Below are 18504 nucleotides of genomic sequence, written 5' to 3'. Positions count from 1 at the left end.
CACCCTAGCTCCCTGGCCTTCTTTTCGTCCCGGTAACGCTCCCCGCCAAGCGCCATAACTCCACCGCCAAATTCAGCCCAAGCCTGGGTCACGAGCCCTCGGTTGAGGCGGTCTTGGTCCATTCCGCCGCTACCGTCGTTACTCTTGGAATACATCTGAACGCCGTATGTCTTAAGGGCTGCAGCGGCCGCCCCTTGGCCTCCGTTACCCGCGCCCGTCAAAGCGCTTCCAAGGGTCAACCAGGTGGTTCCCTGTTTCTGATCCCCGTAAGTAAGTCCAAGGGTGCTGACCAAGGAACCCGCAATCGTCAATGCGTGCCTTGAGTCTTTGTCATTATTCCACCAGAGTCCGCCAGGCTCACCCTCCGCTCATTAATCCTGTCGCGTCTAGAGCGCCCACTGTCCAGAGGGTTTTCCGTTGGCTCCTCCGGCGCTGGCAGCAGTCATTTGGCCACCCACCTGTAACCCCATCAGCAAGAATCGTCCGCCGCTCGTCAACGTAGTCACACCATTGGTCGTCGACGACAATGTCCCTGTTCCGGCCATCCACGCTCCCATCCCGGCCACAGCGGCGGCGGTTGTCGCGCTGTAAAACGCCATGGCGTTTTGTTTGGCTTCCGCCCGGTCTTTTTTTGCCAAACTGTCCTGCCCATGGGGGCGATCCCCCGTCGGGGGTTAGGTCCCTACTGCCACGGCGATACCGGCCAAAGCCAAGGCCTTGGGGCCCGGGAATGAGCGCAAGGGCGCCACAGAGGCTACAACGGCTCCGACCGCGGTGCCACGTCCATCATCATGGTGTCGCCCATGTTTTTGCCCTGCAGGTAGTTCGATTGGGACAGGGTGTCGGTCGTGGTGCGGGATTCGTCGACGGCGCCGTCCAGGCGGTAGGCCAGGCGTTGGGAGACGACGCTGGAGGAATACATTTTTTGGCCGCCCAGGCTGCCGGAGGCGATGACCGGAGCCATCAGGGGCATAATGGCGGCCAGCATCCAGGAGCCCGCTTTGCCCAAGGCCTTCGTGATGGCTCCTCCAAGGCCTGCGCGGCTCTTGGCGACCGTCATTTTGGAATCGGTGCGCCGCTCCACGTCCAGGGCGCGGCCGTTGGTGTCGAAAGATTTGACCAGGGTTTCGGTGCGGGTCCAGGTGTGGTTGAGGTCGTTGCGTTGGCTTTCGGTGACGGAGCGCACGGTGCGGCCGAACCCGTCGAACTCGGTCACGATCACGTCGCTTTCGGTGGTGACGGCGCCGGTGGCGGCGCCTTTCTTGACCGATCGCTTCAGGCCCTTTTGGCCCTGTTTGTAGTAGTCGTATTTCTCGATCTGGGTCGAGGCCGCTTTGTAGGCCGTCACGCGGCCCACGGAATCGTAACGCATGCCGTATTCGTGGTGGTTTAGGTCGATGCCCGCGGCGCGGACGGAGTCTTCGGCGTTGAACCCGGCGCCGTGGGCGGTAACCCACTGGCCGGAGATTGAAGAGGACCCGTTGGCATATTCGTAGGCGATCGCCATCGCCACCGCGCCGGAGGTCCAGCCTTCGCTCAGGCCCTGAATGCCGCCGCCCGGAACCCCGGTTTCACCCCCATCCCGGCCTTCCCCCATCAAGGGGGAAGGAGACAACCCAGGGGAGGCAGCGCTTGGCAGGGGGTTCGATGACCGACCCCAATTCCGTTGGCCCAGTGTCAACACGAGGCGGCTCAGGCCGTCGTAGGTGTTGCGGGCGTTGCGGTCGCTGTATTGGAGGCGGAGGGCGCCGGGCTCGCCTTCGTAGGTGTCGGCGTTGTAGGCGGCGATTCGACCGAGGCCGTCGTATTGGACCGAATCCCTCCGCCGGACGTTTTGTTGGGTCCGCTCGGTGGAAGCGGTGGTTTCGGACCAGGCCACGCGCTGGCCTTTTTCATAAACAATCTGGTCAACGGTGGAGGTCGTGTCCTTAAGCGGCGCGGCGCTGTCCGCCCAGGTCCGGGTGCGCTCGGCGGTGGAACGGCCCGCGGCATCGTAGGTAAAGGACTGCTGTTGATTGAATCGGCGGTTCAGAGCGCTTCCGTCGCCGTTGATGCCCGTCTCTTCGAATCGGCTGTCGACGGCGGCCGCGCGGCCCTGGGCGTCGTAGGCCGTCGTTTGATGGTTGACGGTGGCGTTCGCGCCCCGGAGAGTGGCGATGGTTTGGGCGATGGGGCGGTTTAAGGCGTCAAAGGCCGTCACGGCGGTGGTGGAGCGCTCGTGGGTGTCTTTGTAAGTCTTCACTTGCCGGGTGTAAGTGAGGGCGGCGTAGCAGTAGCGATGATCGCTGGTGTTTCCTTCGGTCCGGAAAGTTTTATCCGTGATTTTGAACCCCTGGGCCTCCAGGGCTTTGGACCGCTCATTCAATTGCGCGTCATACCACCAAGCGTCGCCGCGGGAGATGGTTTGATCGAAAAGGACTTCGGTTTTCGCCACGTCCGCCAGGGCCCAGCCGGCTTTGTCCATCACCGTGTCGGTGTAAACCAACCGCCCCTGGGCGTCGTACCGGTTGGGGGAAACGGTGCGGTTGGCCGACAGGCCCTCCAGGCCCAGGGATTTCACAAGGGCTTGTCCCTTGGCCGTTTGCATATCCCCGTCCAAAATCGCCGCGACCAACCCCGAAAGCTGTTTGGTGTTCAACGCCTCCGGGTTGCCTTTGACCGTGATGGACTGACCGCCGATCAGCTGGCCCAGGGCGTTGTATTGGGAACCCACGTTGCCGACGATCTCGTCCCGGCCAAGGTTGTCGGTGACGCGCTCCAAGGAAACAACCGCGCGCCCGTTCTTGTCGTATTCCAGAAGGGCCGGCCGGCTGGTCGCTTCCAATTCCCCTTCCTTAACGACCTTCGTGTAATCCACGAGATTGCCGATGGCGTCGTAATTCATGTCCGTTTGGGTGATGGTGCGGTCGGCGGTCAATTCGATGCCGGGCAGGGTGGAGGACTCGTGAACGTCGATCGTCTGCCGCGTGAGCCGCCCGTTGGCGTCGAAAGCCAAGTCGTGGGAATGGGACACGGTTTTCAACGCCCCGTTGGTCACGATGGAAAGGGAGTCCACAGCCCGTCCCCAGTCGTCAAAGAGGCTGTTCGTCGTCTCTTCGCTCGTGTAGGCGTCCAGGCCCGTGCCCCATTGGTGGACCAGGTCGCGGCTCTTAATTACGCGGCCCTGGGCGTCGTACGAAATGTCGGAGGTCGAGAACCGGTCGGTTCGAAGACCGTCTTGAATGGTGGTGGTTCGCGTTCGGGCATTGCGGCCCTGGGCGTCGAAGGCAAGGACGGCGGTGCCGTAGTGATAATCCCGGGTTTGGCCGCCGGCGGTTTCGATTCCGTCGGTCCACGTATTGACGGCCCGGCCCTGTTGATCGTAGCGATAGGCCAGGGTTTTGGTGTCGCGCAACGCCGCGCCGTTGGCGTCGGTTTTATCGGTGGTCTGGCGCAGGCTCAATACACGGCCGAAGCCGTCGTAGTCGAATTGATCTTCGGTTTTGCGGTAGGAGCGGGATTGGGTGCCCTGGTCGTTCCATTCGGTCAGGTCCAGGGATTGGCTCGTCAATCGGCCCCGATCGTCGTAGGCGGCGTCCTCGGCGGATCGCTCGACGGTTTTGAGGCCCGCGGCATCGGTGGTCGTTCGCTCGAACCGCAGAGACCGTCCGTCGGCGTCGAAGGCCAGGGCTTTCCAAAGGGAATGGGATTTAAGGCCCTGGGCGTCGGTGGACACGGTTTGGGTTTGAACCACTCGGCCCTGGGCGTCAAAGAACCGGTCCGCTTCGTCCTCGGTGACGCTCGTCAGGCCGTTCTCCGTCCGGGTGATCCGTTCGCGGAGGGCCTGGCCCCCGGCCGTGAAAGCGAGGGCCCGCCGTTCCTCGCGACCGGATTTGTAGAGGGACGAGCGGGTTTTGGGGTCGTAGCCGAATTCCGTCGAGTCGGTGGTGGAGAGAGACAGTCGTCCCGCGTCGTCGTAGGTGTTTCGGTTTGTTTCAATGACGAAATGCTGGGCGGTTCCGCCAAAGTTGGGCGTTGAAACCCGAAGGGTCGACAGGGCCTGGCCGCGGTCATCGAAGGCCGTGGTCCAACCGGCCGAGCGGGTACGTTCCCCGGTCAGGGCCGCGAAGTTACCGCCCGCCCGTTCCCAGGATTCCCGGGACGAGCCGACGGATTCGGACAAGGCAAAAACCGCCCGACCTTCACCGTCAAAAAGAGTGTCGGCCATGTCCTGGGTGACGGTGATTTGCCCGCCGGAGTCGACCACGCGGCGGCTTCGGACGGCTTGGCCGGCGGCGTTAATAGAAAGAACATCGGTGTGGACGTTGCGGGAGAGAAGCCCGTTGGGGGAACTCTCCGTCACGCGGACATCGCTGGAGGTCTGGCGGCCGCTGTCGTCGTACTCGGCGCCCGTGAGAGTTTCCACCACCGGGTCTTTGCCGTCCTCCCGGGTGGTTCGGACGTAGCCGATCAACTGGCCCCGGGCGTCGTATTGTTGCCCCGCGGTGTCTTGCAGGGTTCGGCGGGCCGTCGTTTTGCCGTCGGTGCGGGAGAGGGTGAGGGTTTCGGTGTTTTGGCCGGTGATCCGCCCGGCGGCGTCCTGGGTTTGGGCCAGGGTTCGGTTAATGGTTAAGCGGCCGCCCTCCGCGACGGAAAGGCCGGCCACGGAACCGTCGGCAGCGGGCGGGGCCGCCAAGGCGTTGGGGGTCAAGGCGGCGGACAGGGCGCTCTTGGCCAATGGCGCTCCGTTCAACATCAATTCGCCTTGCCAGGAAAGGGAAACGGATTTTTGAGGATTGGCGACGGATAACTGGGCGAAGTGTTCCTCGTTGTTAAGACTCGTCTTGACCTTGGCGGAAGCCAAGGCGGCCAGGGAAAGGGATTGTCCGGCGTGGTCGAAGGTCCCCCGGGTGACCAGGGCCAGGGCGTCCGCTTCGGTCAGTCGGAGGGATCCGTTAAGGAGCAAATCCAAACCCGAAAGCGTTTTAGCCAGGGCGGCGGCGTTGGCGGCAAATTCGCCCGCGATGGCGATTTTTTTGTTTTCGAGGCCGGACAATCCTTGGACTTTTATGTTTTGAAGTTCCGATTGGGCCGATTGCGCGGCGCTTTGGGCGGCGTCCAGGGCCGACTGGGAAACGGCCAAGGCCGCGTTGGCCGTTTGCAGGTCGGCGGCGGCGGTGTTAACGGCGATAACGGCCGCATTGAAATTCGTGGTGGATTGGTCGGTTTCGGCGACCGTGGCGGCGAGGGATCGGTGAAGGTCGGCCAACCGGGTGAGGGCGGCGACGGCGGATGGACTCAAAGAGAAAAGGCGCTTGCCGTCGATTTGGAAGCTGGGGGCGTCCCCTTGGGGAAGTTTGTCGGCCCAGGCGCCGTGGCCGTCGTCGGCTTTTAACAATATCTCGGTTCCTCGATTCCCAGACGAAAATCCGAAAAGACTCCCCGGATCGGCTTCGGATTCGGTCACGGTGCGGTCGACGGGCCCGCCGCCATGGCCCCCGACCAGATTGCGATCCGTCGTCAGGCGTTGGACAAAGGTCTTAACCAAGTTGCCGGCGTCGTCGAATTTGAGAACTTGGTACCACTGGGTGGTCGTGACGTCCACATAGGTTTTGCCGTCTTTCACGTATTCGGGGGAAACAATGGGCGCAATGGGAGTTCGCGGGGTGATTGATTGACGGTCGATTTCCTTGCGGTCGGAAACGAACTGCGCCACGGCCGCCTCCAGTTCGGATTTTCGTTTGCCGGCCTGCGCCAGCCGCGCCAGGGCGTCTTCCTTGGCGGCGATGGCGGCTTTCAACAAGTCGTCGGCGTCCTGAACCGCCCCTTGGTCCCGGGCGACCGCGTTTTTTTGAAGGGAGGCTTGGGCTTCCGCCGCGTCGGCGATTTCGGCGAGGGCGGCGAGGGATTGGTCGTATTCGGCCTGGGCCGCCTTCAGCGCGGATTCGACCATGGCGCCGTAATCGCTTGGGATGGCTTGCCCTTGGGCGAAATCCGACAAAACAATTCCCCGAGTCGTTCGGGTTCCGAAAATGTCCAGCATGTTCCCGGCCGCGTCAAAGGTCGCGTCGTCGATTCGTTTGAAATCCACCTTGCCGATGATTTCCGTGCTGCCCTCCAATATGTCCGAGAGGAGCAGGGAGCGCGCCTCGCCTTTTAGCGAGCCCCACTGGGCGCCGGTGGTGGAAACATTCCCTTTTTCAACGGAGAGAACAGCGAGGTCCTCGCCCTCGAAGGTCGCTTCGCGGTAGAGACCGCGGTTTAAGGCGTCGTAGGCGTAATGGTCCCGGAAAAGCTGGGTCACTTTTTCGCCTTCCACGGTACGGGCGGCGTAGGTCGAGAGGAGTCGGGAATTGTCCTTGTAGGTGACGCGAACGTCGGTGACGGCCGGGCGGTCCGGGGCCGAGGCGGAAAGGGCGATCTCGCGCCAGGCGGTGGCCCGGCCCTGGGGGTCAAACACTTTGTCCACGGCGCGGGTCACCGTGAGCGTTTGGTCGAAGGTCCCCAACGCCGCGGCGGCGGACTGAAATCCCGCGGGGATCTCCTCGAGGTTGGCGCCGCCGGCCTTTTCGTGAATTCGATAAACCAGTTCCGACACGGCTTCGCGGTCCAGCGCGGGATTGGCGGCGCCTTTGCCACCCGCCACGTCGGCCAGCCAGGCGCCCAGGCCCTCCAGGAAGACCTGGGTGGGGGAAACCAGGTTGTCCTTTGCCCAGGCCACAACGTCGGAGGTTAGGTCGGCGGTGTTCTCCAAAAGTTGGCGCAGGCCGGTCAAAATGTTTCCGCCCGCCTTCGCGCCGCCGCCCAGCAGATCGCCCAGGCGCCGGAGCGCGTCCTTCAGCCGGTTCACCTCGCCGGTCGTGGATTCGGCGCCGATCAAACGGCCCTCGGCGTCGTAGGTCATGCCGGCGGTTCGGACCCGCCGGGCTTTTTCCGGCGACAAATCGTCCAGCAGGACTTCGACCGTGGAGGCCAACTGGCCTTTGAGATGGCCGGGCCCGTTGTCGTCGTAGTAGGTGGCGCTTTCCCGAAGGCGGGAGGTCGTGGACGTTTTCGTTTGGCCGTTGTCGGTCAACGTCGTCGTTTGGGTTTCTTTAAAGCCCGTCAAGCGGCCCTGGGCGTCGTAGGCCCCGTCGGTCCAATGGGTGGCGGCGGTTTCCACCGGGCCGTTGGAGAATCGTTTGGTGGTGACGGCGTCGTAGGAGGCCGCTTGGTTTTGAAGGGTGTAGGCCCCGGCCGTTTGCTCGGTCGTGAACTCGTAAAGGGGCTGGCCGTCTTTGGCGACCGACCCGGTCTCGGTATAACCCAGGGAGCGGCCCCGGGCGTCGGCGCCTTTGGACGCCCAATGGGAACGGGTGATGCCGTCGACATCGGTGCGTTCTTTATCAAACGAAATTAAATCACCGGCCAGGCCGTAAACCTGTCCGGTCTGGGAATAAGCGTAATCGCCTTCGGCGGCCGAATGCCCCGTGACCCGCCGGCCGGTCGATTGGCCCAAATCGTTGATCCCCGTGGTTTCGCTCCGCTCGCGGAAGGCGCCCGATTCCCGGAAACCGGTGGTTTCGGTGGCCGCCTCCCGGCCCAGGGCGTCGTATTCCGTGGCGACGGTTTGATGGACCATGGACCCGCCGGCAACGCCTTCTTCGTGGTAGGAAACCCGCCGGCCGAAATCGTCGAAGGCGACGGCGGACCGTTCGATGTCGGAGGGACCGCCGGGGCCCGTGGATTCTTCCACGGAATGAACTGGGCGGCCTTTCAAATCGAAGGCGGCGTTGAAGGTGTTGGTGGTATAGGCCGCGCCGTTTCGCGTGCCCGTTTCGCTCGAGACGGCGACTCGGCCGGCCCCGTCGTAGCTCAGGGTTTTACGGGCGTCGGCGGCGTTGGAAAGCCCGGGCCCGGTCGAAAGGGTTTGTTCCCGGTAGGAAGCCAATTGGCCCAGGGGGGAATAGACTATTTCGGATTTGGCGATCTCGTCCACCACCACCGTTTGGCCGGGGTGCGTGATGCGTTCCCGACTGGCGATCTGTTGGCCGGCGGCGTTCTCCACCAGGCCGATGGTTTCGCTGTGGGAGCGGAGCCCCAGGCCGTCCACGGAGTCCTCGGTGAACCCTGTCAGGACTCCCGCGGCCGAATAGCGGTTTTCCCGCCGGGTCGTTGTTTTGGCCAAGGGGGAGAAATCTTCGGACCGTTCCTCAGTGTAGGAAAGGGCGCGGCCGGCCAGGTCCGCCAGCAGGTTGGTTCGCCGCAGGGTCGAATAGGCGTCGGTTTCAAGGATTTCGTCCTTCCCAAAGGCCAACCGATGGGTGGTCTCGGTGCGATCTCCCTTCGCGCCCAAAGCGACGCGAGTTTCATCCTGGGTGTGAAGGGATCTCCCGTCCGAGACGCCGGTCGTGAGGACGGTTTGCCGATAGCCCGTGACGAACCCGTCGGCCAGAACGGCTTCCTCCGTCCGGCGGACGGTGGTGACATCCAGGGGTTGGCCGTTCCATTCCCCGGTGGTTCGGGTGACTTCCCGCCCGCCGGTCACGGCGCCGGCCCGGTCGTAGGTTCGCTCGGTCGTTCGGGTTTCGATGGTCACGCCGGGCATGTCCGAGCGTTGGGTGACTTGCAGGGAATCCGTCAACCGGCCCTGGGCGTTGTGGACGGCGTCGGAGAGGCGGGTGGTGATGGAAAGGCCCCGGGCGTCGGTGGTCGTTTCGGTGGATTCCGTCGCGAGTCCTTTGGAATCGAACCGGCCCGACCAAACTTTTGTTTTTTCGCTTTCGCCCGCGCCCGTGATTTCCCGGGTGGCCGTGGCGCGGTCGTATTCGTCAAAGGCGTCGACGGACCAACGGGCGACGTCCGGCGCGCCGTCGGCGGACCGGAGGGTGTCGGCGGTGGAGGCCAACCGGCCCCGGCCGTCGTATTCCGCTTGGTGGGTCCGCTCGGTCGCTTCGCCCAGGGCGTTGGTGGAGGTGGTTTGGGTCAGCGTGGCCTGGCCAAAGGCATCAAAGGACAGGACCCGGACCGTCTGCCGCCCCGTGGCGTCGGGGGAATTTCCTCCCTGGGCCGTCAGGGCGTCGTCGTATTGCGCCAACCGCCCGGCGGAGTCGTAAGTCATGGCGCTTCGGGCGGTCGTCATGGTTCGGCCGGAGGGAAGGGTTTCGATTAATTGGTAACCGGTGAGGCGATCCTTGAGGTCGTAGCCCGCGGCGGTCCAACGGGACGCCGTTCGCTGGCCAAAGGCGTCCTCGGACCATTCGTCGTAGGCCTGGGCGCGGCCCAGGGAATCGTAGGTCAATCCCTCCTGGCCCCGTCGGGTGACGTTCCCCAGGGCATCGGTGGACTCTTCGCTGAAGGAGCCCAACCGACGGTCGGCGCCGTAAAGCCCGTTCCATTGACGAAGGGCCGCGTGGCCCCGGTCGTCCACGGTCGTTTCGGAGTAAGCGGTGAGGCGTCCGTCGTTGTAGGAACCGGCCGTCCAGGTTCGAACCGATTCCAAACCGTGGCCGTCCACGTCGGTTTCGCGATATCGGAGAAGGTCGCCTTTGGCGTTGTATTCCGCCCCCGACCAGCGGCGGCTGGTGGAGACGCCCTGGGCGTCGACGTTCAACTCCTCAAAATCGGTCAGGCGGCTGTGGGCGTCGTATTGGCCGCCCCGCCAGGTCCGCCGCGACTCTCCCTCCGGACCCGTCCGGGTTTCCGTAAATTCCGTCACGTTGCCCCGGGCGTCGTAGCGGGCCCCGCCCCAGGTCAGAACCCGGCTTTCGCCGGAGGAGTCGGTGTCTTTCTGGGTGTAGGTCTTTAAGGAATTGTTTTCGTCGTAGGTCGCGCCGCCCCACTCCCGGCGGCTTTGGCGCCCCTGGGCGTCGGTCGTGGTTTCGCTGTAGGAGGTCAGGCGCCAGGCGTCTTTGCCGTCCCGTTGGTATTTCTGGTAGACGGCGCCGGACCAATCCTTGGACAGGGCGACGCCGTTTTCCTCGGATTCTTCGTGAAAGGAAAGAAGGTTTCCGTCCCCATCGTAGGAGGAGCCCGTGACGGTGCGCCGGGCGGTCTGCCCGTATTTGTCGGTGGTCGTTTCCTGATAGGAGATCGCATTTTTCCCGCCGTCGCCGTAGGTCAGGCCGGTCCGTTCGATTTTGGTTTCGTTCCCCAGGGGGTCCCAGGTGGTTTCGGCGAAGGAGGCCAGAACGGATTTCCCGTTGGGCCCGTCGGCGTAGGTCCCGACCCAGTTTTTGGTGGTCAGATGCCCGTCGGCGTCCCGGAGGATGGTTTTGGAGGAAAGGAGATTCCCTCGTTTGTCGTAGGCCATGTCCACCACGTCCTGGTGGCCGACCCGGCCCTGGCCGTCGGTGATTTTTTCGTTTTCGATGCGGTGGACTCGGCCGTTTTTAAACCACATTCGGCGGCCGTCGGGGTAGGAACGGAACTGGAAGCCCCCGGCGGAGGCCAGGGTTTGGGAGAACTGGGCCCGCTTCATTTCAATTTCCGAGGAGAATTGGGCGGCCGCCTGGAATCGTTCCAGCGCGGCTTGGAACACCTGGGGCGTCAGGTTCTCCGACGCGCCGCGGTCCAAGGAACGGCCCTGGAGCCGGGCGAAACGGTTGTTGAGGCCCTCCACCATGGTGTCCAAGGTGTGGAGGCGTTGGCGAAGGCGGTCGGGGCTGAAGTAGTCGCCGTCTTCCCGGGAAGTGGAAAACTCGTCGTATTGGCGGGAGGAGAAGGACGCCCGGCTCTGGGCCCGGGCCTGGGAGAAGGGGGTCGCCAGGGTGACGAAAAGGAAGGCCCCCGCCGTCGATAAACGGAGGGCGGGGAAGGCCAACCGCCCACAAACAAAACCGACCCGGCGTAGGCGCCGGGCCAGAAGGAATAGGGGTCGAATCAACAGAGGTTTGGCGGTCGCCATGCCCTCGTTTCCTCGCGTCGAATTAGTATTTAAAAGAAGTATGCAGCCCTGGGTGAGTTGCTACTACTATATTACGGAATATAAAAGATGTCAATCAGTAAAAACAGATAGTTTCCAATGATTTTACATCCAAACGGCGGGGAAAAACGGGAGCCGATTTACGGTTGCTTGGCTTGGTCTTTTAAGCGTTTGAGAGCTTGGCGGGCGTCGTCGTGCTTGGGGTCGATTTGGAGGGCTTCTTCAAAGGCGGCCTGGGCTTCGGAATATTGTTCGTTGCCGTAGAGTTTGAGGCCTTCCCGGTATTTATCGTCGGCGGCGCTCTTGACGTTCACGGGGGGGACGTAGAGCTTGCGCCCTTTCATGAGCCGCTGCACTTCGTTGATCTGTTCCTTGGCTTCGGCGTTGTCGGGTTCCAACTGCAAAACGGCGTGAAAAGATTCCAGGGCGTCGGTGTAACGTTCGTGGACCATGTCGATGGTGCCCTTGGCCAGGAGGTCGGGGACTTCCTTGCGGCGCACTTCTTTGACCACGGCTTTTTCGACGGCTTTCACGACGGAGCCCAGGTTTTCCAGGCCGGCTCGGGCGTCGGCGTCGCCGGGGTCTTTATTCAAAATTCGTTCGTAGGAGGCCTTGGCCGCGGCCAGGTCGCCGTCTTTCTTGGCGTTCTCGGCTTTGAGGAGGAGGATTTGCCGCTCCTGGCGCCAGAGGGCCAGGGCCTGTTTCTTCTCGGCCAGCACGGCGTAATTTTCCACCCGGGCGTCCGCGAGATCGGTCGGAATCGAACCGGCGCTGAGGGCCAGGCGCAGGGAGCGGGCGGCGGATTCAAAATCCGCGCGATTGTAAAAGACAAGTCCTTCCCAGACCGCCTGGTGTTGCACCGTCGGAAACTTGCCGCGCTTGAGCCGACCCGCCATGAGCCGCGTGGCGCGGTCCAACTGGTCCCGGGCTTCGTCCATGCCGGGAGATTCCTCCAATATCGTGTTCAGCGCGTCCGAGGCGGCCAGGTATTGGCCCTTCGAAATCAACCGTTTCGCTTTGACGACCCGGTCCCGCTGGCTTTTCTGGTAGGCGTAGGACCGGTCGGCGCTCATTTGGGCGTCGCGCACGTAGCGGTCCGTGGCTTTTTGCCGTTGGGCGTCCATGTCCCGGGCCAGGGCGCCGGCGGCGCGCTTGAGACCGGTTTGGATTCGAAGGTCGGCGGCGTGATCGGGGAGGGCGGAGAGGTAGGTCCGGCAGGCGGCGCGGTAATCGCCCTTCAATTCCAATTGCCGGGCCGTTTTCAGGATTTGTTTGAGATCGTTGGCCGGGGCGATGGCCGCCTCGGGAACGGGGGGAGCGGTTTGGGCGATCGACGGTAAAAGGAAGAGGGCCGCCGCGCCGAAAACGGCGGAACGGCTCACGGGGCCGCTTTCTCCATTTTCTCGCCGCATTCCATCAGCAGGGCCCGGACCGATTCGTCGCCGGGGTGGATGGAGAGCGCTTCGTTGAATTCCAAAATCGCGCGGTCGTAGAGACCCAGTTCCATGTGGCGCTTGCCCCGGGCGATGTAGTCGTCGACCAGGTCGGCGGCCAGGCCGGGGGCCACGGCGGCGGGACCAAAACGGTAGGTGAGAGTGATCCGGTGGGAGGGCCCGAAATCTTCGCCGGTGGCGGCCCAGGCGTAGTCGGCCTGGATTTTGCCGACCTTGAAACCCGCCCCGGCGCGGAAACCCAGGCCGTTCACGTCGGAAGTCCGGTAGCCCAGGCGGAGGGCCAGAAGGTTTTTCATCCAATATTCCATGCCGGCGCTCACGGCGGCGGTTTCGCCGGTCACCAGGTGGTAATCGAGGCCGAGGTTAAGAATGTCGCCGCCCAGGGGTTGGCTGTAGCCCGCGCCCAGGTCGTATTCCGTCGGAAGGGGGGCGTTTTCCTCGTCGAATTTGAGGCCCTGGCCCAGGTTCTTCGCGTAGAAGCCCAGGCTGGAGCGGCGAACCCAGGGGAGGCGTTGGGCGGTGAGGCCCCAGGGGCGGAACAGAAATCCAAAATCCAAGGCGAAGCCCGAGGCGCTGACGCCCGCGATTTTTTCGTTGATGCTTTTGGCGGCCAATCCGGCGTAGAGGCCGCTGCCGCCGGTGGCGCCCTGGGCGAGGTTTCGCCCCCAGGCCAGGGAAATCACGCTGTCGCCGGAGTTGACCGCCCCGGTGTTGGTGCCCTGGGCGTCGAAGGAGAGAAAGTCGTTGATGGCCAGGCGTTCGTAGGCCAGGGCCAGGGTGCCGACCGACTTGGTCGGGACGGCGGCCACAAAGCGCTGGTCCTGGATGCCTTCAAACCACCGGTTGTGGGTGAGGCTGATTTCGGCCGAGGAAAGGCCGCCCAGGGCCGCGGGGTTCCAGAGGGCCGCCAGGGCGCCTTCGGACAGCGCCGCCTGGGTGTCGCCCAGGGCCGCGGGCCGCGCTCCGGCGCCGATCTTTAGAAATTCCGCCCCGGTGCTTCCATCGGAAGCCCAACCCGTCGAGCCAAGAAACGCGATCGCGCCTCCAAAAAGAATTTTGCCGGAAAATCGGCGAAGGCCGATCATCGGATGACCGCCAGTTTGCCGGTTTTCTTGGAGCCGTTGGCGGACACGACCCAGACATAGGTGCCGCTGGCGACATTCTCGCCGTCGGCGCTTCGGCCGTCCCAGGTTTCCTGGAGGCCCACGCTGTGGTTGATCTCCCGGATCAACCCGCCCGATAGGGTGTAAAGGCGGATGGTGCAGGCGTCCGGCAAATTGGTGAAGGTGATGCCGCCCGCCAAGGTGCCCGTTTGGCCCGCCGCGCTTCCGGCGTTGGGCCCCGCCGGCCGCCAGGGCACGGGGAAGGCGAAGGATTCCGAGGGGTCGAAGGAGGGCGCTCCCATGACGGCGTAGACCGAAAAGTGGGGAATGAGCGCCGTGACGGTTTGGCTGGAAGTGTTGATCGTCGGGTTCGGGACTTTGACCCACAGCGAATGGACTTCGTCTAGCCACCAGATGGAAAGAGTTTTCACGCGAACGGGGGCGCGCTGCCGTCCACGTGCCCGTCCTGGTCGACGTCGTCAAAGGGAAGTGTGAGCGTTGCGGAGCGAAGGAGAGCGCCGGATTGCTTAATACCGTTATCGTCTTGAACGTAGATTTCCCACAAACGGCCGTTGGCCGGGTTGCTGTAGGAACTGGCCCGCGCCAGATTGCGCGTGGCGGTTTGGAGAATAGCGGGGGAAGCGTTCAAGGGCTCCGTGGCGGGGCTGGTGCCGGTGAAGACAGCGTAGTCCCGCGCGATGGCTCCCGGGGGGATCACGAGGCGGGCGGTTCGAGGCGCGCCAAAGATGATGGTTTGTTCGAGGGCAGTCGATTTGAGCGAGGGCCCGCCGCCCCAAAGTCCGGTGCGCAGTTCGAGTCCCGAGGTGGCGTGAAGAGTAATGGTGGAGCCAAGAACGCCGATGCTGGAGGCGGATCGAAGGCTCGTGGTGCTTGAGATGATTTGACCGGAGAACCCCACCACGTCCGTCACCCGCAGACCGGAGCCGGTCGGGTCGTGAATTTCGCCCCGGAGGGGGGCTGAAATTAAAATACTGATGGAGAGTAGTTTGAGACGGAGTTTCACGGTAGCGCAGAGTATATCACGGAGAGGATAAAAACGTGATGAACGAAAAGTAAATCAGTTGTAACAAACGGCTAGGCGGCGGGGTTGGGGGCTATTTTGGCTAGAAACCGTCGTCTGGCCAGCCATTGGGGGATGTCCCTTAATAGGAAGTGGGTCAAGGCGGGGGTGACGTAAAGTGTCAAAACAGTAGAGAAAATCAACCCGAAAACGAGCGTCACAGCCAATGGCCGCCACAGAACGCCGCTTTCGGAGGTGTCCAGCATCATGGGTAGAAAACCCAAAACGGCGCTTCCCGCAGTCAGGAAAATAGGCCGCATGCGGGCCAAAACGGACTTTTTTAGCCGGTCGGCCAGGGGCTCGTGCCGGTCGGTGTAGTTGTTGAGATGGTCTAAAAGCATAATGGCGTTATTGACCACCACCCCGGCCAACATGATGACCCCCACCAGCACCCCGGTGCTTAAAGGAAGGCCGAAAAAGACCAACCCGCCCGCCACGCCGATCAGGCAGAGAGGGACGGCGCTTAGGATGATGAAGGGTTCCACCAGGGATTCAAAGAGAACCACCAGCACCACGTACACAAGAAAAATCATGACCAAGATGCCCGCTGTCAGTTGGTTGATGGACCGCGCCATGTCCGTCACTTCCCGGTCCAGGGCGGCGTGGTAGTCCAGGGGGAAATTCATGGCGTCCAGGGCGGCCTGGATTTCCTCGGCGGCCCGGCCCAGGGAGAGGCGCGTGCGGTTGGCGGTGATCTGAATGAGCCGGGCTTTGTTTTCCCGGAAAATCTCGTTGGGCATCTTGGACATGGTGAGGTCCGCCACCTCCGTCAGCCGCAGGGTGCGGCCCGAGGGGCCGCCCAGGGGCAGGTCCGCCAGTGCGTTCAGGTTTTCGGAATCTTCCCGGCGGAGGCGGACGATGGTTTCCGTCTGGCGGCCGCCCGTGCGGAAGGTGGTGGCCCGAAGGCCCCGCACCAGGGCGTGGGTGGTTTCGGCCACGGCCTCGGCGGAAAGGCCGGCCCGGGCCGCCCGGTCGGGGTCCACCACGGCCAAGACCTCGGGCCGGCCGGGGCGGTAGCGCATTTTAACGTCGGAAAGCCCGGGGATTTTTTCCAGTGAGCCGCAAATTTGCTGGGCCAACTGTTCCAAGACGCCGTAGTCGGGGCCCAGGACTTCCACGGTGATTTCCTGCCCCGTTCGGGGGCTGGAGAAGTGGACGAAGGCGTTGGGGTCCTTGTCGCTCCCCACGCCTTTGAGCTTCACCCGAAGGAGGTCCTGAACCTGCTCGGCGCTCAATCGCCGTTGGGCCCGGGGAACGAGGGTGACGTAAATTTTGGAGGACCAACCTTCCACCCGGCTGACGGCCGTTTTGATGGTGGGGGCCACCTCCGGGTCCGTGTCCAAAATCTTTTCCACCTCGGCCGCCACCGCGTTCGACACCTCCAGCCGGACCCCCGAGGAGAGTTCCAGAAAGACGACGAATTCGTCCAATTCCCCGGAGGTTTGAAAGTCCCGTTCGGTGGCCTTAAAAATCACCGCCGTGGCGGCCGCCGCCAGCAAGAGCGCCGCGGCCAGGGTTTCCGCCCGACGGTGAAAAAGGCGCGGCCAGTGGCGCTCAAAACCCCGGAAAAGCGCGAAGCCCGCCGCCGTGAGCCCCAGGGCCGTGAGCAGAAAGAAAATCTTGGCCGGCGTCTTGCCCCCGAGCGCCCACAACCCAGCAAACAACACCACAAACAAAACCAGCGCTGCCCAGGGCGGCAAACCCGCCAGGGAATGGTGCCCGGCCAGTGAATTGAAACGGGGCTTAAGTCGGGCGGCGTAAAAGGCCCGGGCTCTCTCCATCGCGCGCTTTGAGAAGGCCGCACCGCGCTCCCACAAAACCGTCCCCAACCTGTTTAAGCCCTCGCCCCATTTTTTGGCCCGGGATTCGAATGGCCCCGGGAACGTCGGCCATTTCGGCGCGCCTTTAAGCATGAGTCCCGAGGCCAGTAGGGGAACCGCCGTTAAGGAAATTCCCAGGGAGGCGAAGAGGGAGGCCCCCACGGCCGCCGCCACGTCGGTGTACATCAACTGGATTTCCCGGGACAGAAAAAGAAAGGGAACGAAAACGATGGCGTTGGTGACGGTGCCGCCGATCAAGGGGATGACCATTTCCTCCGTGGCTTTGAGCGCCGCTTCCCGGGCGGCCGGGCCGGGCGGGGGGAGGCCGAGTTCGTTGATGTGTTCATAGACCACGGTGGCGTTGTCCACCAACATGCCGAGCCCCAGGGCCAGGCCGAAGAGACTCATGACGTTCAGGGTCAACCCGCAGGCCTGGAAGAGCAGAAAGCAGAAAAGCGCCGAAAGGGGCATGCTGCCCGCCACGATGAGCCCAGGCCGGATGTCCGGGTCGAAAAAAGCCAATAGGAGAAATAGCCCCAGAAGTATCCAGTAGAGGGGCTCCATGCGGGCGTCGCTGATTTTAAGCAGGGCGGTAACGCACATGAGCGCCAATAGCATTCCCATGACGACGCCCGCCATGCGCTTGGTGGAAAGGCGCTCGCTTTCAACAAGGCAGAGGGAAAGGAGGATCAACAGAATCCCGCAGGCCAGGGACACACGAACCGAAACAACCGCCGCCAATATCCCCAGGGCCTGGTTGGAGACGACCACGTGTCGAAGGTCTTTCCGCGTTCCGGCCGGCAGGTTGCGCCAGGCTTTGTCCCAGGCTTTTTCCAGGTCACGCACGACCCGCAGGGTGTTGGCGGAGGATTCTTTTTGAACGTAGAGCGACACGGCGGCCTGGCCGTTCAACCGGGAGAGGCTCTCCGGTTCCAGGTAGCTGTCGGTCACGGTGGCGACGTTTTCCAGCCGGACGGTGCCTCCCGACGGGTCCCGGGCCACCACGACCTTTCGGAAATCCTCCAGGTTTTTAAGGGTGCCCACGAGCCGCACGGGGGTCACGCGGGCGTCCCCGGTGACGCTTCCGACTTGAAGGGCGACGTTCCGGCGGCCCAGGAGGCTGGTGATTTGGTGGGGGGAAAGGCCGTAGGCGGCCAGGCGATCCCGGTTGAGCTCCACCAGGATCTTGCCTTCCCGCCCACCGCCGATTTCCACGTTGGCCACGCCGGGCGTCCGAAGGAGGTGGTCTTTGATGTTGTCGTCGATGATTTTGCGGACGCTCTCGGGCGAGAGGCGGTCGCTTAGGACCGCGGCGATGTAGACGGGGGCGTCGTTTTCCTCAAAGTGGGCGATAACGGGTTTTTCGATTTCGGCGGGCAGGCGGGCCAGGGCGCGGTCCACGCGTTCGTTCACCTCGGCGGTGACGCGCTTCATGTCGACCCCGGGGTGGAAATCGAGGGTGACCACGCCCCGGTCTTTTTTGGCGCTGGAGATCAGGGTTTTAAGGCGGGGGAGGTCCCCCAACCCGTCTTCGAGGGGGCGGACGATGAGGGCTTCCACGTCCGTGGGGGACATGCCGCCCCGGACGCCCACCGTGACGGTGACGGTGTCCGACGCCGCGTTGGGCATGAGCTCCACCGGGAGCCCCCGCATGGAAACGATGCCCCAAACAACGAGCGCCGCCGTAAGAACCCCCACCAGGGCCGGCCGCCGCAAAGCCCACCGCGGCGCAAACCGCGCCGTGCCCAACATAAACGCGGCGAATAGAAAGATGGGGGTGAGGGATTTGTCGGGCAATTATTGTTTCAGACTAGAAATAGAACGTGAGTTGAGGGGAAATGACTAACGGGTTGAGGGAATATACTTTTTGATTTGAGCCTGTTTCTTTGGACATCAAGTTTCCTTAGATCGCATCGAATTTGCAAGCCAATCGCGAGTCTTTGTTGAATATTCATGGTTGCACCAATGCTGAAATTAGGGACTGTTTTGGATAGGTTTGGGATTCCATTCGCAGAACCACGCCAGTCGCAAGGTCAAGTTTTTGAATCGAAAAGCCGAGAGAGGAGGAAACAAAGATTTTCAGTATGTTTTCTTTTTGTTCCAAATCTGAACCGTAAAGCTTTGCCCTTTGCCTGAAAACTGCCAATTATCCCTGAATTTCCCG

The 18504-nt window shown here is 62.9% G+C and carries 6 protein-coding genes; all 6 read right to left on the bottom strand.

The window, feature by feature from the left end; genetic code table 11:
* Positions 1-754 precede the first annotated feature (754 nt).
* Positions 755-10864 carry an RHS repeat protein gene (locus IPP68_04435; protein ID MBL0349606.1) on the bottom strand — a complete coding sequence of 3370 codons (10110 nt, stop codon included), beginning with the start codon at positions 10862-10864 and terminating at the stop codon, positions 755-757.
* Between the two features lie 158 nt (positions 10865-11022).
* Positions 11023-12264, bottom strand: a complete 1242-nt coding sequence (locus IPP68_04430) for a tetratricopeptide repeat protein (GenBank protein ID MBL0349605.1) — start codon at positions 12262-12264, stop codon at positions 11023-11025.
* Positions 12261-13421: a PorV/PorQ family protein gene (locus tag IPP68_04425; protein MBL0349604.1), complete on the bottom strand. Its 1161-nt coding sequence runs from the start codon at positions 13419-13421 to the stop codon at positions 12261-12263. The genes IPP68_04430 and IPP68_04425 overlap by 4 nt, the downstream gene beginning before the upstream one ends.
* Positions 13418-13870, bottom strand: a complete 453-nt coding sequence (locus tag IPP68_04420) for a hypothetical protein (protein MBL0349603.1) — start codon at positions 13868-13870, stop codon at positions 13418-13420. The genes IPP68_04425 and IPP68_04420 overlap by 4 nt, the downstream gene beginning before the upstream one ends.
* Entirely contained in the window at positions 13867-14463 is a 597-nt protein-coding gene (locus tag IPP68_04415) for a hypothetical protein (protein MBL0349602.1), read from the bottom strand. The genes IPP68_04420 and IPP68_04415 overlap by 4 nt, the downstream gene beginning before the upstream one ends.
* Positions 14464-14534: 71 nt before the next feature.
* The gene (locus IPP68_04410; GenBank protein ID MBL0349601.1) at positions 14535-18137 is read right to left on the bottom strand and encodes an efflux RND transporter permease subunit; all 3603 of its coding nucleotides are present in this window, start codon (positions 18135-18137) and stop codon (positions 14535-14537) included.
* Positions 18138-18504: the final 367 nt, after the last annotated feature.

The organism is Elusimicrobiota bacterium (assembly GCA_016722575.1).
GTDB lineage: Bacteria > Elusimicrobiota > Elusimicrobia > FEN-1173 > FEN-1173 > JADKIY01.
The sequence above is the reverse complement of the archived record's forward strand: the minus strand, read 5'-3'. Positions and strand labels throughout refer to the sequence as shown.